Consider the following 25,583-nt stretch of genomic DNA (forward strand, 5'->3'; position numbering starts at 1 on the left):
CTCTGCCCTGCCGGGCACTCCCCCTTAAGGGGGGAGATTGGCAGTTTCAACGCGTTGCCTTCTCTTCAACGCCGGAGACTAGCGAAAGCCTGGGTGACATCCGATCTCCCCCCTGAGGGACCCTGAGGGGGAGATGCCCGGCAGGGCAGAGGGGGGCGCTGTCCCGCTGGCCTTTCGGGTGGATCGCAATTCAAGGAGCATCCTTTGCCAGTCGAAGCCATTGCGCCCTCTCCCGCCCTGCTCGCCGTCGAGGGCGTGACCAAGCGCTTTGCCGGCGTCACCGCGCTGAACGACGTTTCGCTTGAAGTCCGCCCCGGCGAGATCCTCGGCCTGCTCGGCGAGAACGGAGCCGGCAAATCGACGCTGCTCAAGATCCTGTCCGGCGTGATGCCGCCGTCCAGCGGCCGCATCGTCTTCGACGGTGTCGAGTTCAGCCCGCACAATCCGCAGGATGCCAAGCGCCACGGCATCGTAACAATCTACCAGGAGCTGAGCCTGATCCCGACGCTGACCGTGGCGGAGAATATCTTCATCGGCCGCGCGCCGCTCGGCCGGTTCGGGCTGGTCAGTTGGCGGCGAATGGAGGAAGATTCCCGCACGATCATCGCTCGCGTCGGGCTCAATCTCGACCCGGCGACGCCGGTTTCCGCACTGTCGGTGGCCGAGCAGCAGCTGGTCGAGATCGCCCGCGCGCTATCGCTGAAGAGCCGCTTGATCATCATGGACGAGCCGACCTCGGCGCTGACCGAGACCGAAGTGCACAGGCTGATGTCGATCATGGACCGGCTGCGCAAGGATGGCGTCGCCATCATGTTCGTCACCCACCGGCTGGAGGAGGCATCGGCGATCTGCGACCGTATGACCGTGCTGCGCGACGGCAGGCTGGCCGGCCATCTCGACCGCGAAGGCGGGCCGATCAGGCTGCCGAAGATCATCGAGAAGATGGTCGGCCGTGCCGCTTCCGAGCTCTATGCCAGGCCGACGCAGCGCGATGTCGCCGGCGACGTCCGGCTCTCTGTGCGCGGCCTGCGCACGGTGCGCGATCCGCAGGCGCCGCACGCCATCGTACTCGAAGGCGTCGATCTCGACCTCAAGGCGGGCGAAATCCTCGGCGTCGCCGGGCTCGTCGGCTCCGGCCGCACCGAGCTCGCCCGCGCCATCTTCGGTGCCGACCGCATTGCCGCCGGCACCATCATGCTCGACGGCAAGCCGATCGCGCCGGCATCACCCGCCGACGCCATCGAGCTTGGCATCGGCCTGGTGCCGGAGGACCGCAAGCACCAGGCAATCTTCGCAGCACTCGCCATCCTCACCAATTTCTCGATCGCCGCGCTCGACCGCTACTCCAGTGTCGGTTTCATGGCCGAGCGGCGCGAACGCGAGGCGCTGGCAAACTACAGGAAGATGCTGTCGATCCGCATGGCTTCGCCCGAACAGGCGATCGAGGGCCTGTCCGGCGGCAACCAGCAGAAGGTGATCCTTGCCCGATGGCTGGCGCGCGATCCCAAGGTGCTGATCGTCGATGAACCGACGCGCGGCGTCGATGTCGGCGCCAAGGCGGAAGTGCACCAGATCCTGGTGGAACTCGCCGCGCGCGGCATCGCCATCATGATGATCTCTTCGGAGCTGCCCGAGGTGCTTGCAGTGTCGGACAGGATCGTCACCATGCGGCGCGGGCGCATTACCGGCGAGATGCCCGGCGTCGAGGCGACCGAGGAGAAACTGATGGAACTGATGGCGCTCGACCAGAAGCAGGAAGCAACGCAATGACCAGTACGACCGAACGGAGCCAGCGCGGTGGCGTCAATATTGCGCGCCTGCTGATGAGCTTCGGCCCGCTGATGTTCCTGGCGTTGCTGATCGTCGTCTTCACCGTGCTGAAGCCGAGCTTCATCGACCCGATCAACCTGTTCAACATCATGCGCCAGATCTCGATCACCGGCCTGATCGCGCTCGGCATGACCTTCGTCATCCTCACCGCCGGCATCGACCTGTCGGTCGGCTCGCTGCTCGCCTTCTGCGGCATGGTCGCGGCGGTGGTGGCCAAAGGCGGCACCGCCAACACGCTGTCGCTGTCGACAACGGGCACGCAGGGCTATGGCTGGTTCGCCGCCCTTCTCGCCGCCGTCGTCGTCGGCGCCGTGGCCGGCGGCGTCCAGGGCTTTGCCATCACCAGGCTGAAAGTGCCGCCCTTCGTCGTCACGCTCGGCGGCCTAACCGTGTTTCGCGGCCTGACCTTGACAATCTCCAATGGCGGTCCGATCTCCGGCTTCGACGCCTCGATGCGCTGGTTCGGTACCGGCCTGATCGGCCCGGTACCGGTGCCGGCGATCATCTTCGCAATTGCCGCCATCCTTTGCCACATTGTGCTGCGCTACACACGCTACGGTCGCGCAGTCTATGCGGTCGGCGGCAATGCCGAGGCCGCGCGCCTCTCCGGCCTGCGCGTCGACCGCATCCTGATCTCGGTCTACATCATCGTCGGCTTCTTCGCCGGCCTTGCCGCCTTCGTTTTGTCGGCGCGGCTCAACTCCTCCGAAGCCGTCGCCGGCATCGGCTACGAGCTGACGGTGATCTCGGCGGTCGTTATCGGCGGCACCTCGCTGTTCGGCGGCATCGGCAGCGTCGGCGGCACGGTAGTCGGTGCAGGACTGATCGGCGTCTTGCAGAACGGGCTGCAGTTCAACAACGTCTCGTCCTACACGCAAAGCATCGTCATCGGCCTGATCCTCATCCTCGCCGTGGCCTTCGACCGCTGGCTGAAATCGCGGGTAAGGCGGTGATGGCCGAGCGAACGCTGCGGTGCCATAAACTGCCCGGAAGGTGGCGATGCCTCAAAGAAGAACCATGACCGAACAGGATGTTCCGGCGGTGTCGCGGCTGCTTGGAAGGTCCTGGCGACAGACCTATTCGCCGATCCTGGGTGCCGGGACCACGGCACGGCTGTCGGATGAGAGGCACGCGCCGGAGCGGCTGGCGTCCGAGCTCGGGGACGACAACAAGATGTCCTTCGTCGCCGAGCGGGCTGACAGCTCGCTCGCCGGTTATGCGATGGCAGCGATGGACGACAAGGGCGAGGTCATGCTCGAGCGGCTCCATATAGACAAAAGCGAGTACGGCACCGGCCTTGCCGCCGACCTGCTGCATGCCGTTCTTGCCGCGCATGCGGGTATTCCCAGCATCGCCCTGGAAGTGATCGAGGGCAACGACCGCGCAATCGCCTTCTATCGTAAGCACGGCTTCGAGGTCGTCGAGCGCCGGCCGGCTGCACACGGCGTGGGCGGCCACGCCTCGCTGATCATGCGCCGGCTGCTGCCGATGGCTTAGCAAGCGAAAGCGGCTGAGCGCGTAATCTCCCCCCTTGAGGGGGAGATGTCCGACAGGACAGAGGGGGGCGCCGCGCGTGAGGCGCCAACTTTCTCTTTCGTCCAATATGGCGTCGCGCCAGGACGTACCGACCCCCTCTGTCGCCTTCGGCGACATCTCCCCCTCAAGGAGGGAGATTGGCACTCGCTCAGGCCGGGGCGTTGACGCGCTGTGGGCGCGTTGCCCAGTCGGCAACGGTCGCGCCAGCAACGCTCTCGCCGGCAACCATCCCGTTCGTCTGCGGCGCAAGCAGGTCGTTGCGGCGGGCGAAGGCAACGAAGGTGGCGCGCGCCGTTTCGGCGTCGATCTCTCCTTCCAGTGCTGCACGGCACGCTTTTGCGGCGATGTCATGCGCGGCCGTCCGGCTCGTTGCCGGCCATTCAGCCAAAAGTGCATAGGCCTCAGCCGCGCTTTCTATCTTCGTCGGTGTACCGAGGCCGGTGAGGATATTAACCGGCTTGTCGAACGAAGCACGATCCATGACACTCTCCTTTCCTGGCTCAATCGGCTCCTTTCGGAACTCCACCGCGCGGGCGCTTCGATCCTCGAGGGCCGCCTGCAGAACGATGCCACCGATCTGCGAGTTGGACGCAATCGGGGGCATGCCCGGCCGCGGCAGCAGCCGATGCACCTTGACCAGCGCTTCGAGCCAGGCCGCCACGCCCAGCGGCGGATGTTCGCGCCCGTAGAGCCACGCCTTTGCCTTGGCGAGCGGGTATCCCGCCTCTTCGGCGAAATCGTTTTCCGACCACCGCAGCAGGCGCAGGCATTCGCGCATCCGCGCCGCGATCATTTGCGCTCCTCCGTGCCGGCCCCCACGCGTTGAGCCGATAGAAACATCAGCGTGTAGGCCGCCTTGCGGCGGTCCCAGCCGGCCGACTCGGCCATATCCAGCAAGCCGTCGACCAAAGGCGCCAGCGCCGCCCTGCAGTCGGCTTCATAGTTGAAATCGTTTTTCGGGCGGGTCGGCGCCGCGATCTTTCCAAAACTGTCCATCATATCCATGGCAACACCTGCTCAGCATTAGTCCCGGACCGGCAAGACCGTGCCCGCTTTTGGCGGACACGGTCCATCTGCCGTTTCGAAGTCGCGCTTTGGAAGCCTGGCTTTAGAAGTCCATGCCGCCACCGCCGGGCATTGCCGGCGCGCCAGCTTCCTTCTTCGGCTTCTCGGCCACCATCGCCTCGGTCGTCACCAGCAGGCCGGCGACGGAAGCGGCATCCTGCAGAGCGGTGCGCACCACCTTGGCCGGATCGATGACGCCCTGGCCGAAGAGATCGCCATAGTCGCCGGTCTGCGCGTTCCAGCCGAACGAGAACTCCTGCTTTTCGCGCAGCTTGCCGACGATAATCGAGCCTTCGGCGCCGGCATTTTCGGCAATCTGGCGCACCGGAGCCTCGATCGCGCGCCGCACGATTTCGACACCGGTCTTCTGGTCGGGATTGTCGACCTGAATATTGTCGAGCGCCTTTGCCGCCCGCAGCAGCGCCACGCCACCGCCGGGCAGGATGCCCTCCTCGACCGCGGCACGGGTGGCATGCATGGCGTCGTCGACCCTATCCTTGCGCTCCTTGACCTCTATCTCGGTCGAGCCACCGACGCGGATGACGGCGACGCCACCGGCGAGCTTGGCCAGCCGCTCCTGCAGCTTCTCGCGATCATAGTCGGAGGTGGTCTCCTCGATCTGCGCCTTGATCTGGGAGACCCGGCCCTGGATTTCGCTCTTCGAGCCGGCACCGTCGACGATCGTGGTGTTTTCCTTCTCGACCACCACCTTCTTGGCGCGGCCGAGCATGTTGAGCGTGACGTTCTCGAGCTTGATGCCGAGATCCTCGCTGATTGCCGTGCCGCCGGTCAGGATGGCAATATCCTCCAGCATGGCCTTGCGGCGATCGCCGAAGCCCGGTGCCTTGACGGCCGCGACCTTCAGGCCGCCGCGCAGCTTGTTGACGACCAGCGTCGCCAGCGCCTCGCCCTCGACGTCCTCGGCGATGATCAGCAGCGGCTTGGACGACTGCACCACCGCCTCCAGCACCGGAAGCAGCGCCTGCAGGTTGGACAGCTTCTTCTCGTGGATCAGCACATAGGGCTCGTCGAGCTCGACGCGCATCTTGTCCTGATTGGTGATGAAATAGGGGCTGAGATAGCCGCGGTCGAACTGCATGCCTTCGACGACTTCGAGCTCCGTCTCGGCGGTCTTGGCTTCTTCGACGGTAATGACGCCCTCATTGCCGACCTTTTCCATCGCTTCGGCGAGGAAGCGGCCGATCTCGGCGTCGCCATTGGCCGAGATGGTGCCGACCTGGGCGATTTCGTCGTTCCTGGTCACCTTGCGGGCATTGGCCTTGAGTTCGGCGACGACGGCTTCGACCGCCTTGTCGATACCGCGCTTCAGGTCCATCGGGTTCATGCCGGCGGCAACCGCCTTAGCGCCTTCCTGGACGATCGACTGCGCCAGAACGGTCGCGGTCGTGGTGCCGTCGCCGGCGACGTCACTGGTCTTCGAAGCCACCTCGCGGACCATCTGTGCGCCCATGTTCTCGAACTTGTCCTCGAGCTCGATCTCCTTCGCCACGGTGACGCCGTCCTTGGTGATGCGCGGGGCGCCGAACGACTTGTCGAGGACGACGTTGCGGCCCTTGGGACCGAGCGTCACCCTCACCGCGTCGGCGAGGATGTTGACGCCGCGCAGCATCTTCTCGCGGGCTTCGGTATGAAATTTCACATCTTTGGCAGCCATTGGATCACTCCTTCGATAGGCAGCTTCGTTGACTGGAATGCTTGTTCAGGCCCACTCAGGCAGCCTTCTTCATCTCGCCGGCGCCCTCGATAACGCCCAGCACGTCGCTCTCTTTCATGATGAGCAGATCCTCGCCATTGAGCTTGATCTCGGTGCCGGACCATTTGCCGAACAGGATGCGGTCGCCGACCTTGACGTCGAGCGGCTGCAATTGGCCGCTGTCGTCGCGCGCGCCCGGACCGGCGGCAATGACCTCGCCCTCCTGCGGCTTCTCCTTGGCGGTGTCGGGGATGATGATGCCGCCGGCGGTCTTCTCGTCGACCTCGATACGGCGGACCAGGATACGGTCGTGCAATGGACGGAACGTCATGTCGTTCTCCTCTCGGGACAAACAGATTTTCGAAGATCCTCCTGACCGAACCGGCAATATCGGCCCGGCACGGGGTGCGCGACCCCTTCATCAGGCATCGCGCGCATACGAACTAGTCGCGCTTTTTTCTGCTTTCAAGAGGGTCACGCAAAAATTTTAGCACTCGACGCATGAGAGTGCCAATGCACTGTAATCGTTCGCACATTAGCCGCTCTCAGCTAAAGTGCGGCTCAAATTTTGGCGCGATATTTCAAAATGCCGCCGGTCCGGAGCCGCTCGTGGCGGCGGGAACCTATGTGGAAGGCGAGGCGTTTTGCAGACCGAGATTTCAACGGACCGAGATTTCAACGGAAAGGACGATCGCATGACCAGCAGGGACTTTCAGCTCCAGATGCAAGGGTTTGGTCTTACCACGGCGGAGATCCACTATCGCCTGCCCGATCATCGGAGCCTGCTGCAACTCTATATCTGGCAGGAATACGATATTGCCCCCGATTTCCCGACGCTGAAGCATTTCCTCGATTTCTGGGAGCGCGAAATCGAAGGCCCGCTGCATTCGGTGCGCGTCGCCCATCATCACCTGATCCAGCCCTCCGAATGGCGGGCCGTAAACGGCATTATCACCGTCCACTGAGGAGCAAGCCGATCTGCCGCTAGACAGCGGGCAAAGTCTCTCGCGGTGGGGGAAAGGCAGTTGCCTTTTCCCCAACTTGTTTTGGAGTTCAAATATCGGAGGGTCCGGGCTAGCCGGCGTGGTCGACAGGCTCGCAGGCGAGCAATCCGGCGTTGCGCGCCGCCCTGACGAAGGCCTTGCGCGCATCTCGCGCGGTGCGCCAGCCGTCGAGCGCGTCGCGGCAGGCCCGATAGGCGGCGCGCCAACTCCGGCCGCGGGCACGGTCCGGCCACTGCTGACGCATGCATTCGATGGCTTCCCAACTACTGGCGACCTTGCGCTCGCTGGATTGGAATTTCAACGTGATCGGCTCGGCGAAGCGGACGTCGTCCATCACTTCCTCCTTGTTTTCTGATCGTCTTCTTGTTTGAGCAAGCAACGTCATGCTGGCGGCACCGGCGACCAGCCGGCGCCGCTGAAGGACATGGTTCGTCCCTTTGCGCGGTTCAAGAGCATCGCGGCAACAGCGGTTATTCCTCCTCGTCCGGCCCTTGCAGCAGTTCGATCAGCGTCGCTACTCTTGCCGTCGGCAGCGGTCGGCCTTCGTTCACCAGCGCCTCGTCGGCGGCGATCCAGGCCAGGGCCTCACGCAATTCCTGGACCGTCCCGTCCGTCGCCGCAATGTCGGCGATAACGGCGTCGTCGACCGGGCCCAGCACGGAAATGATCTCGTCGCGTGTCATGGTCAGCTCCATCTGCGAGTGCCGGGAATGGGCCCGGCAACACAAGAATCTGGGTCTTGACCTGCGGCAGACAATAACCGGCCGGGGAACTCGGCGTTGGCGATTGAAGCCAAACAGGCAATCTCCTGCCGGACATCTCTCACAAGTAGATTGGCAGCCTCGCCGAACCGACCAAAAACCGGCCCGAAAACCGGCAACGCGAGAGCCATCGGGGTCTTGACTTGCGGCGGACAATAACCAAATCGATGGCACCGGTCGCCGAAATGGGGCCGGCGAAACCAGGGAGCGCCAGCTCTTTGGCGCTCCTCGTATCTATGTTGCTCGATGGAGGATGTAGCTATGAGAACCGCATTCGACTTTTCCCCGCTCTATCGGTCGAGCATCGGCTTCGACCGCGTCTTCAACCTGCTGGAAAATGCGCCGCAGGCTTTCGACGCCTGGCCGCCCTATGACATCGCGCGCAGCAGCGAGAACAACTACCGCGTCACTATCGCCGTCGCTGGCTTTTCCGAGGACGACCTCGAAATCATTCATGAACCCAACCTCCTGATTGTCTCCGGCCAGCATAAGGAGCCGGACAACGCGGAGTATCTGCATCATGGCCTCGCCACACGGCCCTTTACCCGCCGTTTCGAGCTTGCCGATCACGTCAAGGTCGCAGGCGCCTCGCTCGACAACGGCCTGCTCAGCATCGATCTGGTACGTGAGGTGCCCGAGGAGATGAAGCCTCGGCGCATCGCCATCGCGACCGATGTCGCCTCGCCGAAGACCGGGCCGAAGGCCGCGCAGGTCGAAGCAAACAAGCAGGCTGCCTGAACGAACCAGTCGAGAAAGGAGACTATGCAATGGCTATTCGTGATCTCATTCCCTGGGGCCGGGAGAATAATCAGGCCCCCAGCCTGTTCCGCAGCGGCGATCGCGATCCCTTCCTGACGCTGCATCGCGAAATGAACCGCCTGTTCGACGAGGCGTTCCGCGGCTTCGACACGAGGCTGCCGTCGCTCGGTGGCTTCTCCGCTGCCGGCGCCAGCTGGCCGAGCGTCGAAATCTCCGATAGCGAAAAGGAGATCCGCGTCACCGCCGAGATCCCCGGAATGGACGAGAAAGACGTCGAGCTGCTGCTCGATGACGGTGTGCTGACGCTGCGCGGCGAGAAGCGTGAAGAGACCGAGGACAAGGACAGGCAGTTCTCCGAACGCTTCTATGGCCGTTTCGAGCGGCGTATCCCGCTCGGCTACGAAGTCGACGAAGACAAGATCAACGCCGCGTTCCGGAACGGCGTGCTAAGCGTGACGCTGCCCAAGACGGAGCGCGCTCAGGCCAAGGCCAAGCGTATCGCCATCAACGGCGGCAACGGCAAGTCCTGATGGCTCGCAGCAGGACGACGCCCGCTTCTGCCCTGCCGGTTCCGGCGGGCAGAAGCGGGGAATGTCGATGACCCGTTCTCCCGACGCTCCGGTTCCGCCTGACCAGGCGCAGCAAGTCTTGCAGTGCCTGACGACCGAGCATTTCGTGCTGCAAAACGCTCGCGCCGCGACCATTCAGGAAGCGAACCAGCGAGCCAATCTGTTCCTGACGTCGGTCTCGAGCGCAACGATTGCCTTGTCCTTCGTCGCCCAGGTCACGGAGATGGGCAGGCCGTTCGTGTTGTTCAGCCTTATCTTGCTACCTTGCCTTTTCTTCATCGGCCTGGTCACCTTCGTGCGCGCTGTGCAGGTTGCCATCGAGGACATGGTGCATGCCCGCGGCATGGCCAGGATCCGCCACTATTTCGTCGAGCTGGCGCCGGTCCTGCAAAGATACCTTGTCAACTCCACGCATGACGACCTCTCGGCGGTGCTGGTCGACAAGGGCCTCCGCCCCTCGCCGCTGCAATATTTCATGACCACCGCTGGGATGGTGGGCACGATCAACGGCGCCATCGCCGGCGCCTTCACCGGCATCGTTGTTAAGTCCGCTTTCGGCGGAGGCATGTCGCCCGGCGTGATTTGCGGGCTGGCGGTCTTCGCGACATGCATTCTCGTCCTGCGGCGTTATCATAGTCGCGCCTGGGCCACGGCCGAAGAAAGCTTGCCAGCACGGTTCCCGGTCGACAATGACAGGAAAAGCTAGCGCCGACATATCCGGATGTCGAAAAATGGCAGGGCGCCGCCCTTGCGTCTTGCGCGCCAATTGACCATCCTCGCCAACATCATTTGCACCGCGGCCGGGGGGTTCGCACATGCCGACGCTTTATGCGCTGAAACCGGCCTTCCAGGCCAGGCTGCGGCCGCTTGCCGACGGCCTGGCCAAGGCCGGCGTCACCGCCAACCAGATCACACTGTTGGCCGCTGCCCTCTCGCTCGCTGCCGGCCTTGCGGTGGCAGCCCTTGCAGGCCGCCGCGCGGTCTTTCTGCTGATGCCGCTCGTGCTGTTTACGCGAATGGCGCTAAACGCCATTGACGGCATGCTCGCAAGGGAACATGGCCAGGCCTCGACGCTCGGCATGTATCTCAACGAGCTTTGTGATGTCGTCTCCGATCTCGCTTTGATCCTGGCCTTTACTGTCATTTTTCCTGCCTGGGGCGTCGTTGCATTCGCTATCGCGGCTATGATCGCGGAATTCGCCGGCGTGCTCGGCATCGCGGCCGGAGCTGGGCGCAACTATGCCGGCCCGTTCGGCAAAAGCGACCGGGCGCTGGCGCTTGGCATCCTCGCGGTGCTTATCGCGTCCGGCCTGTGGGTCCCGGCGCTCACGCCGCTCGTGTTTCCGGCCATGGCTACACTCTCGCTGGCGACCGCCATCAACCGGATACGCAGCGGCCTTAACGGGAGCGGTAGCTGAATTCCGGTCTCGCCAGGGAGAACAACATGCTTCACCAACAGACGGTTGCCGCCGTGGCTTCAGTCAATATCGAGCGGGTGGCGCAGGAGCGCAGCTTCAAGAGCCACGATGGCACAGAGATCTTCTATCGCTATTGGCCGGCGCTGTCGGAAAACCCCAAGGGCGCCATCCTGCTGTTCCACCGCGGCCACGAGCATGGCGGCCGTATGGCGCATCTGGTCGACGAGTTCCAGATGCCCGACCACGCCTTCTATGCCTGGGACGCGCGCGGCAATGGCCGCTCCGCCGGCGAACGCGGCTATGCGCCGTCATTTGCCGCGCTGGTGCGCGACATCGATTGTTTTGTGCGCGAGATCGACAGCGACGGCTTTGCCCGGCGCGACATCGCGCTGATCGCGCAATCCTTCGCCGCCGTGCTTGCCGCCGCCTGGGTGCACGATTACGCGCCCGACATTCGCGCCCTGGTGCTGGCCTCGCCAGCCTTCTCGGTCAAGCTCTACGTGCCCCTCGCCAAGCAAGGCATCGCGTTGTGGCAGAAGCTGAAGGGCCGCTTCTTCGTGAATTCCTACGTCAAGGCGAAATTCCTGACGCATGACCCCGAGCGTATCGCCTCCTTCGACGCCGACCCGCTGATCACCCGGCCGATCGCCTCCAACATCCTGGTCGAGCTCTACGACCATGCTGCGCGCATCGTCGCCGACGGACGCGCCATCACGGTGCCGACACAGCTTCTGATCTCCGGCAGTGACTGGGTGGTGCGGCATGAACCGCAGCACGAGTTTTTCGTCAATCTGGCGAGCCCGGCCAAGGAGCGGCATGTTTTGGCCGGCTTCTTCCACGACACGCTGGGCGAGCGCGACCGCCACAAGGCACTCGACCTGATCAGGCCTTTCCTTGAAAAGCAATTCGCGGCGCCGGAAAAGCCGGTCGACCTGACCGAGGCCGACCGCGCCGGCTACACGCGCGACGAGGCCGACCGGCTTGCCTCGCCGCTGCCGCTGCTGTCGCTAAGGGGCCTCTACTGGGCAATGAGCCGCGCTTCGATCCGCATGGGCGCCTGGCTGTCGTCCGGTATGAAGACGGGGATTGCCACCGGCTTCGATTCGGGCTCGACGCTCGACTATGTCTACGAGAACGAGGCGCGGGGCATCAGCCCCATCGGCCGCATGATCGACCGCACCTTTCTCGATGCCATCGGCTGGCGCGGCATCCGCCAGCGCAAGCTGCATCTGGAAGAACTGATCGGCAGCGCCGCCGCCTCGTTCAAGGCCGCCGGCCGGCCGGTCCATATCGTCGATATCGCCGCCGGCCATGGCCGCTACGTGCTCGATGCCGTGCAGAAATGCGCCGAGCCGCCGGCAAGCGTACGGCTGCAGGATTTCTCCGAGCTCAACGTCTCGCTCGGCCGCAAGCTGATCGCCGAGCGCCAGCTGCCGGCGAGCGTCACTTTCCATCAAGGTGACGCCTTCGACGCCACGATGCTGGCCGGGCTCGACCCGGCGCCGGATCTCGCCATCGTCTCGGGGCTCTACGAATTGTTTGCCGACAATGCCGTGATCGCCCGCTCGCTCGGTGGACTGGCCAGCGCCATGCAGCCGGGAAGCCTGCTCGTCTATACCAACCAGCCCTGGCATCCGCAGCTCGAGATGATCGCGCGCAGCCTGACCTCGCATCGCGGCGGCCAGGCCTGGGTGATGCGCCGCCGCACGCAGGCCGAGATGGACCAGCTGGTGGCGGCCGCCGGCTTTGAGAAGCTCGACCAGCGCATCGACCAGTGGGGCATCTTCACCGTTTCGGTCGCGCGGCGCGTCTGAACATGGACTTGCCTGCCTCTGCCTTACCTCGCGATGCCCTTCCGGCCTTGCCGCGCGAGCCGTATCCCGGGATCGTCCTGCGCGCCGCATTGTGGCTGGCATTTCTGGCGCCGTTCTTCTACGCCACCTACGGCTTCGCCAATTGGCTGGCGTCGCGGCGCGACGATGTCGGCAGCATCGTCTACGGCTGGGAGCATGGCATCCCGTTCCTTGCCTGGACGATCGTGCCCTACTGGTCGATCAACCTGTTCTATGGCTTGTCGTTGCTGTTGAACAATTCGAAGAGCGGCGTCGACCGCCTTGCCGGCCGCTATCTGACGGCGCAGCTCGTCGCCGTCGCCTGCTTCATCCTGTTCCCGCTGACTGCGACCTTCGTGCGCCCGCAGACGAGCGGCCTGCCCGGCTTCATGTTCGCCGTGCTCGGCGGCTTCGACAAACCCTTCAACCAGGCGCCGTCGCTGCATATCGCGCTGCTGGTCATCATCTGGGACCATTGGCGTTACAGATTGACCGGCATCGCCGGCTTCGCTTGGCATGTCTGGTGTTTCCTGATCGGCGCCTCGGTGCTGACGACGTGGCAGCACCATTTCATCGACATTCCGACCGGCGCGCTGCTCGGCCTTTTCGCCCTGTGGCTGTTTCCGCGCGACAGCGAGCTGCCGTTCACCGGCTTCCGCCTGAGCGCTGACCCGAAGGCACGGCGGTTGGCGCTGTTCTATGCGCTCGGCGCAAGCCTTGCACTGGCCGGCGCCGCTGCCGGCGCGTTGGTCTCGGCGCTGTGGCTCATCCTGTTGTGGCCGGCACTGGCGCTGGCCATAGTCGCTTTCGCCTATGCCGGCGCCGGCGCCAAAGTGTTCCAGAAAACAGCCGATGGCCGCGTGTCGCTGGCCAGCCGTCTACTGCTTTGGCCCTACCGCCTTGGCGCCAAGGCCAATGTGTGGGCGTGGACGCGAAAGCTTCCGGCGCATATCGTCATTGCCGACGGTGTTTCCCTTGGCCGTTTTCCGACCGCCGCCGAAGCCGACCCTTTCGGCACGGTGATCGACCTTGCCGGCGAACTGGAAAGGCCGCGTGGCGCCTCGATCCGCTGGGTGAGCCTGCCCATGGTCGACCTTTTGCCGCCGTCTCGCGAGGCGCGTGCGCAAGCGGTGGCGGCGATCGAGGCGGCGCAGAAGCAGGGCGCGGTGCTGGTCTGCTGTGCGCTCGGCTTCCAACGCAGCGCCGCCGTGGTCGCCGAATGGCTGGTCGCCAGCGGCCGGGCCGCCACGCCCGATCAGGCGCGAGGCAAGCTCGCCGCCGCGGGCCGGCCGGTGCATCTTTGCACGGACGCACCGGCATGACCGCCTATCGTGACAGGGCCGAAGCGTTCGCTGCCGGGCTGATGGTGCAGGTGGCATGGCCGCTGCTGCTGATTGCTGCTGCCTTCCTGGCGGCGCCGGTCATCGGCCTGGCGGCTGCGCCGCAAACATCGTCGCTGTCCGCGGTAGCCTGGCTGATCGCCGCCGCAAGTGCCATAGCCACAATCATTCTCTCGGCCCTGCTTTTGTTCGACGCGCTGCTGTTTCGGTTGATGGCCAGCCACGCCAGCGAGGCAGGCGGCGGCGCGGCGATCGACGACGTGCTGGCGCGCATGCGGCTGAAGTCCACTGCCGGCGGCCGCTCACTCGAGCAGCGGATGGCCGGCACGCGCCGCCTGCTCGCCAAGCAGCGTATCGCGTTCGGCCTGTTCGCGGCGGCCTCGGTCGTCGCGGCATTCTTTTGAGCCCGTCCATGACAAAGCTTCGCGTCAGCACCTATACCCTGCTGCAGACGGTGACCTCGGTCGGCCTGTCGGCGCTGGCCTGGGCGGTCACCGGCGTGCGGCCGATCTGGAACGGCAGCCAGCCATCGGACCGGCAGCGCATCTACTTCGCCAACCATGCCAGCCACGGCGATTTCATCCTGCTGTCGGCCTGCCTCAGCGAGAAGGAACGCGCCCGTACCCATGCGGTGGCGGCCGCCGATTATTGGGGCAAGACGCGGCTGCGCCGGTTCATCGCCGAGGACATGCTGTCTTCCGTGCTGATCCACCGGCAGTGGACGGATGAAACGCAGCACCCGATCTCGATCATGCTGTCGGTGCTCGACCAGGGCCATTCGCTGATCCTGTTTCCCGAAGGCACGCGCAACATGACCGACGAACCGCTCCTGCCGTTTCGCTCCGGCCTCTACAATCTGTCGATGGCGCGACCCGATGTCGAGCTCATCCCGTGCTGGATCGAGAACATGTCGCGGGTGCTGCCCAAGGGGCAATTCGTGCCGGTGCCGCTGCTCTGCCGCGTCGTCTTCGGCGCGCCGATCGCCATTCAACCTGGTGAGGAACGCCGCGCCTTTCTCGACCGCGCCCGCGAAACGCTGCTGGCGCTGAACCCCCGGCCGGAGCGAGACGATTGAGGATCAAGGCAAAATGCTGCCGATGATGCACGAAACCCTCATTCTGATTGTCGGCCTGCTGGCGGTGCTGATCAGCGCCAGCGTCGTCGCCGGCGTTTTGTCGTGGCGCGCGCCGAAGCCGTTGTCGCCGACGCTGGTCAACCTCACCCAGCGCATCAATGCCTGGTGGGTGATGGTGGTGGCGATCACCGTTGCCTTCTTCTTCGGCCGCCCCGGCATGACCATCCTGTTCGCGCTGATTTCGTTCGCCGCGTTGCGCGAATTCGTGACGCTGACGCACAGCCGCCGCAGCGACCACTGGGTGCTGCTCGGCATGTTCGGCATCGTCATCCCGTTCCAGTACTGGCTGGTGTGGACCGCCTGGTATGGCCTGTTCACCATCTTCATCCCGGTCTACTGCTTCCTGCTGATGCCGGCGATCACCGCGCTGCACGGCGACACCGAGCGCTTTCTCGAGCGCGTCTCGGCGCAGCAATGGGCGGTCATGATTTCGGTCTACTGCGTCAGCCACGTGCCGGCGCTGCTGACGCTCGATGTGCCTGGCTTCGAAGGCCGCAACCTGTTGCTGATCGCTTTCCTGATCATCACCGTGCAAGGCAGCGACGTGCTGCAATATATCTTCGGCAAGCTGTTCGGCCGGCATCTCCTGGCGCCGACGGTCTCGCCGTCGAAGACTTGGGAGGGGCTGGTCGGCGGGCTGGCGGCATCGAGCCTGCTCGGCGTGCTGCTGTCGTTTCTGACGCCGTTTTCGCCGCTGCAGGCAGCCGGCGTCGCCTTCATCGCCTGCCTGATGGGCTTCCTCGGCGGGCTGGTCGCCTCCGCCATCAAGCGCGATCAGGGCGTCAAGGACTGGGGCCATCTGATCGAAGGCCATGGCGGCATGATGGACCGTGCTGACAGCCTGGTCTTCGCCGCCCCGGTCTTCTTCCATACGGTGCGCTATTTCTGGACTGTATGAAGGTTGGCGCCGTTTGCCGGGGCGGACGGTTCAGCGCGACCTTGCGAGGATAACCTGATCCGTTTGGTTATTACCACTTTCGCGAAAGCGGTAATAACCCGACCTGCCGCCGTCGTCGGCCGCGTTCATTTTGCCGCGGCGAGCGGCTCTTTCTTGCGCGCCGGCGTCAAGCGGCGCATGCGGCGTTTGGCGGTAGCCTTCAGCGCCACCGGCGGAGCGCTGGACAACGCGCCGAGCACCGCGCCGACCATGCCGTGTGCGACGAAATCGGCATTGATCTCGTTGGCCAATCTGGCGTCTGCCTCCTGGTTGTCGCTGTCGGGTTCCGACCACAACACGATACCCACCCGCAACCTTGGTTTGGCGCGTTTCAGCCGACGGACCAGGAACCGGCCGTGCTTGACGGAATCGCGGTTCAAAAATCCGACGACGACGGTATCGACGGCGTCGAGTTCAAGGCGGCGAATGCTTCCCGGTTCCAGATCGGCGAAGCTCGCCCTCAACACCGTAGCGCCCTGGACTTCGAGCACCTGCGCCAGCATGGCGGCAGCGGCGTCGTCGAGTTCGCCGCGCCCTCCGGCGCACAGCACCGACATGCCCGTGCCATCCGGCAGTTCGGTGTCGTCCTCGTCCTCCCCCTGAATCTGCTTGTCCTCGCGTACACCATTGTCCTCGGCCGCGGCCGTATCGTCCGCTTCCGCCTCCTCCTGCGCGCTGTCGTCGAGGTTCGCCACCATCGTCAGCGCGCTGCCGGCGACCTGCTGTCTTTGCTCATCGCTCAACACACCACGCACACGGTCCTGCTCGCCGAGCAGAAGTGCGGGAATCGCGACCTTGTCGTAGAACTCGACTAGATAGTTTTCCTCCAGCATCTCCTCGGCATGGTCTGTCGCTTCCTCGGGATCGCCGGCCAGCAGCCGTTGGTAAAGCCGGGCGTGCGGTTCGAGCACGGGTTCGTTGCCGAACAGAACGTCGAGGAATTCGAACTGCGGCACATGGCGGCCGAGCACGACGAGGCAGACCGTGAGCGGCGTCGACAGAACCAGGCCCAATGGCCCCCAGAGCCAGGTCCAGAAGATCGCCGCAACGATGATGGCCAATGGCGACAGCCCGGTGCGCGAGCCGTAGAGCCAGGGTTCGATCACGTTGCCGGTGATCAGTTCCACGACCACGAAAAGCCCGGCGGTCCATAGCACGAGCGACCAGCCGGGCGCCACGGCCAGCGCCAGGAACAGAGGCAGCAGCGTCGCGATGACCGGGCCGATATAGGGAACGAAGCGCAGCGCCAGCGCCAGCAAGCCCCACAGCAATGGATTGGGTATGCCCAGAACCCAAAGCCCGAACGTAATCGGCACGGCATAGACGATGTTCACGACCAATTGCATGAGCAGGTAGCGGCCGACCCGCTTGCCGGCATCCTGCAGCGCCTCGGTGGTTCGATGCAGATCGCCGTAGCCGACGAGACGTATGAAACGATCGCGCAGGTCTTCCCGCTCGAGCAGCATGAATATGACGACCACGACGATCAGCCCGGCCGATCCCAGCGGGCTCAGCAGCGGGCCGATCAGATTCTGGAGAACCTCGAGCGGTCGTTCGCGCGCGACGATTTCGACCGGGATCGGCTCCCGCGGAGGCTGATCGGCGGCGGGTTGCACAGGTCCGGGTCTGTCGAGTTCCTGGCCGACGCGTTCGATCACCCGGCTCAATCTGGAAACGATACCGCCGCCGACGCCGGTGTCCTTGAGGGACCGGACCTTGGTCAGGATATTAGCCTGGTAAAGCGGGATGTTCTGCGCCAGTTCACTGACCTGCGTGGCGACGATGAAGGAGAACAGCGCCAGCACCGTGAATGCGCCGAGCACGCTCGCGATCACGGCAGGAAGACGCGGAATGCCAGCGCGCTTGAGTGCCGACACCATCGGTACAAGCGCAAAGGTAAGCAGCAGGGCGATTGCGATTGGCAGAAAGACCTCGCGCCCGAAATAGAGCGCCGCGACGGCCGTCACGACCGACGCTACGCTGGGCAACGATGTGCGCGGAAGCGCCCTGGCAGCGGCAACAATGCCCGCCCGCCGGGGCTCCGACAGGTGCGCGCCGTTTCGACGATTTGCCGCCACTTGATACCTCCGCCCCGCCGTCGCCATGATCGGGCATATTGAGCCGGCGTGCAACTTCGCAGCGTCTCCCCCAACTGGACACCGATTGCCCTGGACCTTAATTGGCTTTGTCGGGCTTCAGATCGGCAGCGCGGCTATTCAGTCACGGTAGAATTTTTCAGTCACGGTAGAATTTTTTGCATAAATGGCGTCACGGGCAATCCTGTTCCATGTCTGCGCCGGAACGCGGAACTTTTGGGTCAAAACACCGTTCCTTCGTAGATCGCTGATGGACAACCTCAAAGCAGCAGCTCAGGAGGAATGATCATGAACATCAAGATGCTTTGCATGGGCGCGATGGCGCTTTCGATGATGACCGGCGCAGCGCTTGCCGCCGGTGCCACTGGCACTTCGGCGCTCGACGATCCGCAGAAAATGTCACCCTTCTTCACCGACGCCGGCATGAAGAGCATGAAGTCGGAAGCCGAATTCAAGACCGCATGGATGGCCATGTCCACGAGCGACCGGGCCATGGTGTTGAAGGAATGCAGCGACGCCGGCATTGCCAAGACGCATGCCGACTTCTGCAAGATGGCCAACCAGCTCGGTAACAAGTGACCGCCGGCGTCTTGCCGATCGCAATAACGGACCAAGCGAAAGGGCGGGCAGGTCCGTCATTGCGCGACCTTCCAGTCTGCACGGCGGCTTAGCCATTTGACGTCGCTACGCCGGAATATCCGCGCAATGAAGGCCACGGCTTTTGTTCGATTGCCGTGGCGCCATCGGCATGGCCTGGTCGGAACGCATGTCGCGGAGTGGCAATGCCACCCCGAGCGGTCCCGTCTGCTCGCAGCCCGCCGGTTAGCCTCCGCATGGCATTGCCGGCACCGGCGATCCAGGCGAGATCGCATGCAGCACCAGGCAGCTGAAGGGCCTGGTGCTGAAGACCGAGTTTTTGAAAAAGGCCTGATCGCCTCGGCACCCTTCGCTTCCATCTCAATCGCCTCATGACTGAACCGCCAATGTGAGCGAATCGCCCATGCGACGAGTGGGAGGAGCCTGTCCCCTCGCCCTATGTTGCACTGCGTTAGATTTGTTGCATTGCAATATCGGCGCATCGGGTCGAGCCTCTGCGAGGTGGGCATTCCTTGCACGAGGTGATTGTGTCGGCATCATTTCGGCCTGACATCGAAGGGCTGCGCGCACTGGCGGTGGCGGGTGTCATCGCCTTCCATTTTGGTCTCTCCGGCCTGCCCGGCGGCTTTGCTGGCGTCGACATCTTCTTCGTCATCTCCGGCTACCTGATTACAAAACACCTGGTTACGGAAATAACCGAAACCGGGCGGCTGAACCTCTGGCGCTTCTACGCCCGGCGCGCCCGGCGCCTGCTGCCGGCGGCACTGTTCGTCATTCTCGCCACGCTGTTTGCTGGTTACTTCATCCTGTCGCCGGAGGAACAGGCGCTCTATTCGAAAGGCGCTATGTTCGCCTCCGCCTACATGATCAACCTCTGGCTGATCCGCTGGTCGTTCGACTATTTCGCCGCCGACGCCACCAACAACCCCTTCATCCACTTCTGGTCGCTGTCGGTCGAAGAACAATTCTATTTGGCATGGCCGGCGCTGCTTTTGATGGCCGCATGGCTGCGCCCGGGCAAGCGCACCGCTATAATCGTCATTGGCCTCGCCGGCCTAGCCTCCTTCGCCGCCTGCGCCTGGCTGACGGAAGTGTCGCAGCCCTGGGCCTTCTACTTCTCGCCGCTCAGGGCCTGGGAATTCGCCGCCGGCGGGCTCGCGACCATGGCGCCGGCAAAGATCTGGCGCGACCGGCCGCTGCTCGCCACGTTCCAGGCATGCCTCGGTCTGGTGCTGATTGCCTGGGCCTATCTGATGCTGGACGAAGACTCACCGTTTCCCGGGGTGAATGCGCTGGCGCCTGTCGCCGGCACCGTGCTGCTGCTGCTCAGCGGCAGCGGCGGCCGCAATCTGCCGAGCGCAGTGCTGGCGCTGCCGCCCATGCAATGGCTGGGCCGGCTGTCGTATTCGCTCTATCTCTGGCACTGGCCAGTCATCGTCTACGCGGCAATGGTGGTTCCCAACCTGTCCATCCTGGACCGCTTTGCCTGCGCGGCGCTGACGCTGCTTCTGTCGATGTTCACCTATCATTTCGTCGAGAACCCGATCCGCCGCAATGGCTGGCTGATGGCCGGAGCAGCGCGGGCGCTGGTGCCCGCCGTCGCGCTGACCGGCGCCGGCGTGGTGGCGGCCTATGGCAATGCGCGCTTTGCCGAGCACAATCTCAGCCCCGAACAGCACGTCATCGCCGACAGCGCCGCCCAACTCTCCACCGTGCGCGCGACCAATGGCGGCTGCGTGCTCGATTTCGAGACCGTCAAGCCGAAGCCCTGCATGTTCGGCCGCAAGGATGCCCAACGCTCGGTCGTGCTGTTCGGCGACTCGCATGCCGACCATTGGTCGACGCCGCTGATCAAGGCGGCCGAGAAGAACAATTTTCGCGTCGTCACCTTTCTCAAATCCTCCTGCCGGGCTTCGCGGGTGACGACCTGGAACTGGCGGCTGAAGCGCGACTACACCGAATGCGACCAGTGGCGCGAGCAGTCGGTCAAGGACATCATCGCGCTGCACCCGCAACTGGTGGTGATTTCGGAATTCTCGATCGGCAATGTGATGAAGGAATCGCCCGAGGAGTTGAAGCACGCCGATTGGCAAGCGCAGTGGCGGACGGGCCTCACCTGGACGCTTCAGGCCTTCAGCCAGGCCGGCATCAAGGTCGCGGTCATCAGGGACGTGCCCTACAATGCAAGCTACGCCGACAAGTGCGTGGCGCGCGCTCTGTGGCGGGGCCAGACGCCCGCGACATGCGACACGCCGAGGATCATGGCGGCAAACGACGACATCGCCACAGTCGAGCGCGACATCGTGCGCTCGACGCCGAACGCCACTTACATCGACATGACCGACCGGTTTTGCGACCAGACCACCTGCCACGTCTTCATCGACGGCAAACTAGCCTTCCGCGACCGCCACCACCTGGCAACGCCCTTCGCCGAAATGCTGGAGCCGGCGGTGGAACGGGCGCTGTTTTCGGATGTGATGGCGGCGGCTGTGAAGTAACAGTGCGGGATCTTGTCGGATCACGACCGACCAGCCCTTGGCGAGCAACCCACGCCTGGTCAGCTAAGGATGAGACCAGCCAGTAAAACGGTAAGGATAAGCGACAGCGGAACTGCAAGAAGGCAGCACAGCTCGAAAGTATTGGCTCGCCAAGAAGTCATTGGTCGCTTTTCCATGTTGGCCTTCTCCCTCAACGGCCAGACCGGGACGGCAGTTCCTAGATGGTGCTCATCCCCACCACTCATCACGCAATTGGCGCAGTTCGTTCCGCTTCCTGGTCATCCATCGTGCACGCGCCAAATGTGTCGCCCACGCCCGGAAAGCCCTCTCCGGCTCCCGCTCCGGATCAATATGCAGAACGATGCGGGCGACCTCACGCCAATCGGTCCCTTCCGCCGAAGCGTCGAGCAGCCGGATATAAGTAAGCATGCGATCTTCGTCATAACCGGTCAGAACCGAAGACGTCGGCGCTGCGTTCGCGATATGAAGGTTTGGCGGCTTTAGCATTGCGACCTACCAGCACTGGCGCATCGTAGCAGCCTATGAAGAAGCCCGCGCCCTTTGATCGGAGGATGCGGATAGAGATTTCGCCTCGACGGTCGACAAATGCGGACCCCGGGCGGGGGTTCCCCGCCCAGTTGGGCTCACGCCTCACCCATCGCGATCGGGTGGACGCAATCTATGTATTTTACTATGTATTTCAGTGGAACCTAATTTAGTCGGCGCAATTATGCGTGCGTGAGAAAGCGTGAAATCCAGACCGTCACTGAAAGCCGGCTATCGCGGGATCAGTTGGCCGATGATCCAGTGATTGCAGTCGATTTGACCGAACGGATATTGCAGGCGGCCGACAACGACAGGATAGTCTGCCTCGTCGTGGCAACGGAGCAGCTGGAAGCCGACCGCATCGAGAAAGCGGAGCCTCAGGAGACCAGGATTGCCGCTAGTTTCGTCCGGGACTTTGAGGTGATGCTGCTTGTTCTTTATGCGGCCTACGCCCTTGCTGTGCTGGGTGCGACCGCTTTCGTTTTGCTGGAACTGGGGCATGTCCTATAGATCGGCAAGGTGACGGGACTGGCACCGCCTGATTGTCGCTGTTTGACGGGACACCGGGATACATACGGCGCGGACCACAACAGCTCGAGGCTTGCGTCGACGGCCACCCTGCCGCACAGCCAGAGGCGTTTTCGCCCACGCGGCGCTAATTGGGCTCTCGGTTCGGGCCATCTTGCTAATTTGTGGAACGAGCCTGCCCCTCGCGGGTTTTTCTATTAGAGGGACGTTAATGAAGGAGGTAGCTATGAAGAAGCTCCTGCTTGCCTCGGTGATCGCCATCGCGTCGGCGGCTTCCGTGATTGGCCCGGCCAATGCCGGCGGCAGCGTCACGATCGGCATCGGCAACGGCTATGACGACGACTATTATTATCGCCACCATCGGTATTCCGATTACGACGATGAGTACGTCCCCCGTTACCGCTATGATGTCTATAACGAGGACTACGCGCCGCGCTACCGGTACCGGTACCACCGGCGGTGCCATACCGAAGTCATCAGGCACTGGCGTCATCACCACCGGATCATCGAAAGAATCCGTGTCTGCCGTCGTTGACGGATCGATCCGGCCGGTAGTGCCGGCCGGATCGGCGGGGCTCCTCATCTCGGCTTGCGCATCAGCATCATGCCGTAATGCACGGCCAATATGTCGAGCCCGATCTTGAGTAGTTTCACCACCACGTCGCGCGGTTCGCCCGCCTGTTCGGCCAGGCTCTTGACCGTTGCGTCGGCACAGCAGACCTTTTGCACGATGCCGGCGATCTCCCAATGAACAAGCGCCCTGGTGGCCTCGGCATGGTCGCGGCCGGCGGCCAGGATGTGTTCTGCGACGCCGCTGCCAGTGCGGCCGCCGTCGACACGCTCGGCCCAAGCCATCGGCTTGGCGGTTGCCTCCGACGAACTGCGGAAATCCTGGCGGTAGCGCATCCCCGCCTCGCGCTGCTGGCGCGACAGCGAGGTGAGGCCGCTCAGCGGGTCGACATTGCGCACCCGCACGATGCCGCCGGTCGCAGTGTGGCCGTCATTGGAGACCTCATAGAGGCGCGCCGCCTCCTGTGTTCCTTTGGCCAGCCGCTTGCGGCCGAACCTGTCGTCTTTCAGCGCGAAATCATGGCCGATCTCCTTGCGGATGCGCACCTGCTCGGCCTCGCCCTTCGGCAATCGCGGCGGCCTGGCTTTGGTCTTCTGGGCGGTTTTGCTGCTCATCGGCTCGGTCCTCCTGGTTTTTTGTCGTCGGGCTCTGGCGAATTTCCGTCATCCACTGGGCTCAAATCGTTTCGGCCGGCAGCGTGCGCAGGAAGCGCGCCGCGTGATAGGCGCAGTAACTTTTCGAAGGCTTTGTGCGCAGCCCGCAGCACAGCATGTCCAAACCGGGGCGACTGCCGGTGGCATCGTTTTCGGCATCCTCCTGCAGCGTCGTGTCGAGCGGCGCGCGGCAACGGTCGAAAAGGCAATCGATGAAGCGCATGGCGGCGAAATGTGGCTGGCGGCCGCCGGCGGCGATCGGGCGCGGCGCCGGCATTTCGAGCGGCCCGCCATCGGACCCGGTGATCCGAGCCGGACCCGGCTGCCAGGCCGGCGGCGCCAGCCTGGCCGACAGCCTGGCGGGGCGGCAGCGTGGCTCGGCCTTCGGATCGGCCTCCGCTTGGCTTGCGGCATTTGATGGCTCAGGCGCCGAATCTCCGAGCCGGCCGCCCGAGCGTCCGCCACACCGGCCCTTGGATCTGGCAAGGCCGATGGCGCGCAGACGGGCGGTGCGGTGGACGATACCGATGATGGCTGCGCGCGAGGCCGGGCGGCCGCCCAGCGCGGTCAACCGGGTGGCGATCTTCGCGGCCGACAGCCCGCTCATCAATAAGTTCTCGATTTGTTCCAATTCAGAGGCGGAATAGCGGGCGGCCATGATGTTTTATTCCCTGCAAGGGTGGTTGTGTGTGGCGCCGGCTTCGCCGGCTCTCAGGCTGGAAAGCCGATCAGCCTTCGCGTGGCCTGCTACGATCGAGCTTCATCTCGGCCGCCTGCCTGGTTGCGCCGGAGACTGCCTTGCCCGTCCGCTTGTCGAAGGCGATGACCGTGCCGTCTTCGGTACGGATCCAGGAAACCGCGGCACCCGCGTTGCCGGTCGACGGGTAATTCGTGGCCGGAGCCGTGAGGGGAACGGCTCCGGCCGTTCCGGCCGCTTGCGCCGCCGGAACCGAGGCGCGAGCCTCGGGCATCGTCCCGGCCGGGGAGGAGGACAGCCGCGACGAAGGGGAAAGGGTTGGCACATGCATGGCCTTGGCGATCGTTTGCGGTACCGCCTCCAGGCCAGCGCCGCCGGCGCGCTGAACGGCGGATTTAAGGACCGAAAGCTGGTGAAGCGACTTGTGCATGCCCACATAAAAGCATAACTCAAATCACAATGCAAGCGATTCTTGCATAGACGAAACCGAATCTTATGTCTCAGATGGGAGCCATGGCGAAAACTGCACTGTCGATCAAGGTCGGAGCGGCGATCCGCCGGGCGCGCAAGCAGCGCGGCCTGGTGATGCGTCACATTGCCGAGCACAACGACACCGACGTCGCTGCCGTCGGCAATTGGGAAACCGGGCGCAACCTGCCCAAGACCGAGAACCTTTTGAAGACCGCCGCTTTCCTGCGCGTCGATCCGGTGGCGCTCGGCAAGGGCGAGGTCGTCTTCCTCGAAGATGCCGGACCGGTCGCCGATGCCGAGATCGTCACCGATCCCGGCCCCCTGCCCGCCGAACCGATGGACATCCAGCTTCTCGGCACCGCCGTCGGCGGCGACGATGGCGACTTCACCTTCAACGGCCAACCGGCCGGCTATGTCCAGCGGCCGCCGGGGATCCGGCATCTGCGCAATGTGTTTGCGCTGCACGTGCTGAGCGATTCGATGGTGCCGCGCTACGAGCCCGGCGAGATGATCTATTGCGGCGGCCGCGACGCCGTGCCCGGCGACCATGTGGTGATCGAGACGCTGCCCGAAGAGAACGAGCAAAACGGCAAGGCCTTCATCAAGAAGCTGGTCAAGCGCACCGCCGCCGAACTGATCGTCGAACAGTACAATCCGCCCAAGACGCTGACCTTCAACCGCTATGCCATCAAGAACGTCTTCCGCGTCATCCCGCTCAAGGAACTGCTGGGGTATTGAGGAGGGAGCTTTCCCTTCTCCCGAGAGAAGCAGGACAATCGCACATAGGCAAGTGCCCCCTCACCCGGAATGCCAGCCGAATTGCGAAGGGCAATTCGGGGCAATCTGACCTCTCCCCGAGGGCGAGGAGGTCGCCTGCATTGATGCCAAGCCCTTCTCCCCAGCGGGCAGAAGGTGGCCGCCCGCCGGGGCCGGGGGGAGGGCAGCCCCCGGGGCGGCGGGCGGGGGCGGGGGGGGGGGGGCCGGGTGGGGTGGGGGTTTTAAAAAACCGCCCGCCCCCGGCCGGGG

Annotated in this window: 29 protein-coding genes and 1 pseudogene; 19 read left to right on the plus strand and 11 right to left on the minus strand. The window is 64.0% G+C overall.

The window, feature by feature from the left end; translation table 11 throughout:
- Positions 1-204 precede the first annotated feature (204 nt).
- The 3 genes from NKJ12_RS22965 to NKJ12_RS22975 all read left to right on the plus strand — a co-directional run bounded on the left by NKJ12_RS22965 (position 205) and on the right by NKJ12_RS22975 (position 3,327).
- Positions 205-1,770, plus strand: a complete 1,566-nt coding sequence (locus NKJ12_RS22965) for a sugar ABC transporter ATP-binding protein (RefSeq protein WP_352507795.1) — start codon at positions 205-207, stop codon at positions 1,768-1,770.
- Complete coding sequence (locus tag NKJ12_RS22970) at positions 1,767-2,783, plus strand: ABC transporter permease (RefSeq protein ID WP_254819652.1); 1,017 nt, start codon at positions 1,767-1,769, stop codon at positions 2,781-2,783. Before NKJ12_RS22965 ends, NKJ12_RS22970 begins: the two co-directional genes overlap by 4 nt.
- 64 nt (positions 2,784-2,847) lie before the next feature.
- The gene (locus NKJ12_RS22975) at positions 2,848-3,327 is read left to right on the plus strand and encodes a GNAT family N-acetyltransferase (RefSeq protein WP_352705275.1); all 480 of its coding nucleotides are present in this window, start codon (positions 2,848-2,850) and stop codon (positions 3,325-3,327) included.
- A gap of 187 nt (positions 3,328-3,514) precedes the next feature.
- Here the strand turns inward: NKJ12_RS22975 and NKJ12_RS32300 are convergent, their stop codons facing one another.
- The 4 genes from NKJ12_RS32300 to NKJ12_RS22995 all read right to left on the minus strand — a co-directional run bounded on the left by NKJ12_RS32300 (position 3,515) and on the right by NKJ12_RS22995 (position 6,476).
- Positions 3,515-4,159: a DUF982 domain-containing protein gene (locus NKJ12_RS32300; RefSeq protein WP_502896260.1), complete on the minus strand. Its 645-nt coding sequence runs from the start codon at positions 4,157-4,159 to the stop codon at positions 3,515-3,517.
- A complete protein-coding gene (locus tag NKJ12_RS22985; protein ID WP_254819654.1) occupies positions 4,156-4,371 on the minus strand; it encodes a hypothetical protein in 216 nt (71 codons plus the stop codon). Before NKJ12_RS22985 ends, NKJ12_RS32300 begins: the two co-directional genes overlap by 4 nt.
- A gap of 103 nt (positions 4,372-4,474) precedes the next feature.
- Positions 4,475-6,106, minus strand: a complete 1,632-nt coding sequence (groL, locus tag NKJ12_RS22990) for a chaperonin GroEL (protein WP_352507798.1) — start codon at positions 6,104-6,106, stop codon at positions 4,475-4,477.
- Positions 6,107-6,161: 55 nt separating this feature from the next.
- Positions 6,162-6,476, minus strand: coding sequence for a co-chaperone GroES (locus NKJ12_RS22995; protein WP_254819656.1), 315 nt, complete (start codon positions 6,474-6,476; stop codon positions 6,162-6,164).
- A 364-nt stretch (positions 6,477-6,840) separates the two neighbouring features.
- Here NKJ12_RS22995 and NKJ12_RS23000 point away from each other — a divergent pair, with 364 nt between their 5' ends.
- Positions 6,841-7,110, plus strand: a complete 270-nt coding sequence (locus NKJ12_RS23000) for an usg protein (RefSeq protein WP_023718102.1) — start codon at positions 6,841-6,843, stop codon at positions 7,108-7,110.
- Positions 7,111-7,219: 109 nt separating this feature from the next.
- Here NKJ12_RS23000 and NKJ12_RS23005 read toward each other — a convergent pair whose 3' ends face one another.
- Together NKJ12_RS23005 and NKJ12_RS23010 are read right to left on the minus strand one after the other, a co-directional pair.
- Positions 7,220-7,483: a DUF982 domain-containing protein gene (locus tag NKJ12_RS23005; protein ID WP_254819658.1), complete on the minus strand. Its 264-nt coding sequence runs from the start codon at positions 7,481-7,483 to the stop codon at positions 7,220-7,222.
- Positions 7,484-7,619: 136 nt separating this feature from the next.
- Positions 7,620-7,832, minus strand: coding sequence for a hypothetical protein (locus tag NKJ12_RS23010; RefSeq protein WP_352475551.1), 213 nt, complete (start codon positions 7,830-7,832; stop codon positions 7,620-7,622).
- A 339-nt stretch (positions 7,833-8,171) separates the two neighbouring features.
- On the opposite strand from NKJ12_RS23010, the gene NKJ12_RS23015 reads away from it, so the two are divergent.
- From NKJ12_RS23015 to NKJ12_RS23055, 9 genes are all read left to right on the plus strand, one after another.
- Complete coding sequence (locus NKJ12_RS23015; RefSeq protein ID WP_254819660.1) at positions 8,172-8,648, plus strand: Hsp20 family protein; 477 nt, start codon at positions 8,172-8,174, stop codon at positions 8,646-8,648.
- A 29-nt stretch (positions 8,649-8,677) separates the two neighbouring features.
- Positions 8,678-9,199, plus strand: a complete 522-nt coding sequence (locus tag NKJ12_RS23020) for an Hsp20/alpha crystallin family protein (RefSeq protein WP_352705277.1) — start codon at positions 8,678-8,680, stop codon at positions 9,197-9,199.
- 67 nt (positions 9,200-9,266) lie between these two features.
- Positions 9,267-9,944, plus strand: coding sequence for a hypothetical protein (locus tag NKJ12_RS23025; protein WP_352507800.1), 678 nt, complete (start codon positions 9,267-9,269; stop codon positions 9,942-9,944).
- A gap of 109 nt (positions 9,945-10,053) precedes the next feature.
- Positions 10,054-10,656 carry a CDP-alcohol phosphatidyltransferase family protein gene (locus NKJ12_RS23030; RefSeq protein ID WP_254819663.1) on the plus strand — a complete coding sequence of 201 codons (603 nt, stop codon included), beginning with the start codon at positions 10,054-10,056 and terminating at the stop codon, positions 10,654-10,656.
- A gap of 26 nt (positions 10,657-10,682) precedes the next feature.
- Positions 10,683-12,470, plus strand: a complete 1,788-nt coding sequence (locus NKJ12_RS23035) for a bifunctional alpha/beta hydrolase/class I SAM-dependent methyltransferase (RefSeq protein ID WP_352705279.1) — start codon at positions 10,683-10,685, stop codon at positions 12,468-12,470.
- A 2-nt stretch (positions 12,471-12,472) separates the two neighbouring features.
- A complete protein-coding gene (locus tag NKJ12_RS23040; protein WP_352507802.1) occupies positions 12,473-13,810 on the plus strand; it encodes a phosphatase PAP2/dual specificity phosphatase family protein in 1,338 nt (445 codons plus the stop codon).
- The gene (locus tag NKJ12_RS23045) at positions 13,807-14,232 is read left to right on the plus strand and encodes a hypothetical protein (protein ID WP_352691790.1); all 426 of its coding nucleotides are present in this window, start codon (positions 13,807-13,809) and stop codon (positions 14,230-14,232) included. The genes NKJ12_RS23040 and NKJ12_RS23045 overlap by 4 nt, the downstream gene beginning before the upstream one ends.
- Positions 14,233-14,240: 8 nt before the next feature.
- Positions 14,241-14,903 (plus strand): lysophospholipid acyltransferase family protein, encoded by a 663-nt coding sequence (locus NKJ12_RS23050; protein WP_254819667.1) that lies wholly within the window; start codon positions 14,241-14,243, stop codon positions 14,901-14,903.
- 22 nt (positions 14,904-14,925) lie between these two features.
- A complete protein-coding gene (locus NKJ12_RS23055; RefSeq protein WP_254819727.1) occupies positions 14,926-15,861 on the plus strand; it encodes a phosphatidate cytidylyltransferase in 936 nt (311 codons plus the stop codon).
- Between the two features lie 125 nt (positions 15,862-15,986).
- On the opposite strand, the gene NKJ12_RS23060 is transcribed toward NKJ12_RS23055, so the two are convergent.
- Positions 15,987-17,978 (minus strand): AI-2E family transporter, encoded by a 1,992-nt coding sequence (locus NKJ12_RS23060; RefSeq protein WP_352507803.1) that lies wholly within the window; start codon positions 17,976-17,978, stop codon positions 15,987-15,989.
- 306 nt (positions 17,979-18,284) lie between these two features.
- On the opposite strand from NKJ12_RS23060, the gene NKJ12_RS23065 reads away from it, so the two are divergent.
- The 3 genes and pseudogenes from NKJ12_RS23065 to NKJ12_RS23075 all read left to right on the plus strand — a co-directional run bounded on the left by NKJ12_RS23065 (position 18,285) and on the right by NKJ12_RS23075 (position 21,091).
- Positions 18,285-18,575, plus strand: a complete 291-nt coding sequence (locus tag NKJ12_RS23065) for a hypothetical protein (protein WP_254819668.1) — start codon at positions 18,285-18,287, stop codon at positions 18,573-18,575.
- Between the two features lie 256 nt (positions 18,576-18,831).
- Positions 18,832-18,927 (plus strand): annotated as a pseudogene (locus NKJ12_RS23070) (alkylphosphonate utilization protein); the annotation flags it as partial.
- 193 nt (positions 18,928-19,120) lie between these two features.
- Entirely contained in the window at positions 19,121-21,091 is a 1,971-nt protein-coding gene (locus tag NKJ12_RS23075) for an acyltransferase family protein (RefSeq protein ID WP_352705281.1), read from the plus strand.
- Positions 21,092-21,319: 228 nt separating this feature from the next.
- Here the strand turns inward: NKJ12_RS23075 and NKJ12_RS23080 are convergent, their stop codons facing one another.
- Entirely contained in the window at positions 21,320-21,598 is a 279-nt protein-coding gene (locus NKJ12_RS23080; protein ID WP_352475563.1) for a DUF2285 domain-containing protein, read from the minus strand.
- Between the two features lie 285 nt (positions 21,599-21,883).
- On the opposite strand from NKJ12_RS23080, the gene NKJ12_RS23085 reads away from it, so the two are divergent.
- Positions 21,884-22,147 (plus strand): hypothetical protein, encoded by a 264-nt coding sequence (locus NKJ12_RS23085; RefSeq protein ID WP_254819672.1) that lies wholly within the window; start codon positions 21,884-21,886, stop codon positions 22,145-22,147.
- Positions 22,148-22,391: 244 nt separating this feature from the next.
- Positions 22,392-22,700, plus strand: a complete 309-nt coding sequence (locus NKJ12_RS23090; protein WP_292664589.1) for a hypothetical protein — start codon at positions 22,392-22,394, stop codon at positions 22,698-22,700.
- A 44-nt stretch (positions 22,701-22,744) separates the two neighbouring features.
- Here NKJ12_RS23090 and NKJ12_RS23095 read toward each other — a convergent pair whose 3' ends face one another.
- From NKJ12_RS23095 to NKJ12_RS23105, 3 genes are all read right to left on the minus strand, one after another.
- Positions 22,745-23,350: a DUF6456 domain-containing protein gene (locus NKJ12_RS23095; RefSeq protein ID WP_352705283.1), complete on the minus strand. Its 606-nt coding sequence runs from the start codon at positions 23,348-23,350 to the stop codon at positions 22,745-22,747.
- 61 nt (positions 23,351-23,411) lie between these two features.
- Entirely contained in the window at positions 23,412-23,996 is a 585-nt protein-coding gene (locus NKJ12_RS23100) for a high mobility group family protein (protein ID WP_352705285.1), read from the minus strand.
- Between the two features lie 121 nt (positions 23,997-24,117).
- On the minus strand, positions 24,118-24,516 hold the full coding sequence (locus tag NKJ12_RS23105; protein ID WP_352705287.1) for a hypothetical protein: 399 nt from the start codon (positions 24,514-24,516) through the stop codon (positions 24,118-24,120).
- A 74-nt stretch (positions 24,517-24,590) separates the two neighbouring features.
- Here NKJ12_RS23105 and NKJ12_RS23110 point away from each other — a divergent pair, with 74 nt between their 5' ends.
- Complete coding sequence (locus NKJ12_RS23110; protein ID WP_352705297.1) at positions 24,591-25,295, plus strand: XRE family transcriptional regulator; 705 nt, start codon at positions 24,591-24,593, stop codon at positions 25,293-25,295.
- The last annotated feature ends 288 nt before the right edge of the window (positions 25,296-25,583 follow it).

The sequence above is a fragment of the Mesorhizobium sp. M0195 genome, from assembly GCF_040322115.1.
Taxonomy (GTDB): Bacteria; Pseudomonadota; Alphaproteobacteria; order Rhizobiales; family Rhizobiaceae; genus Mesorhizobium.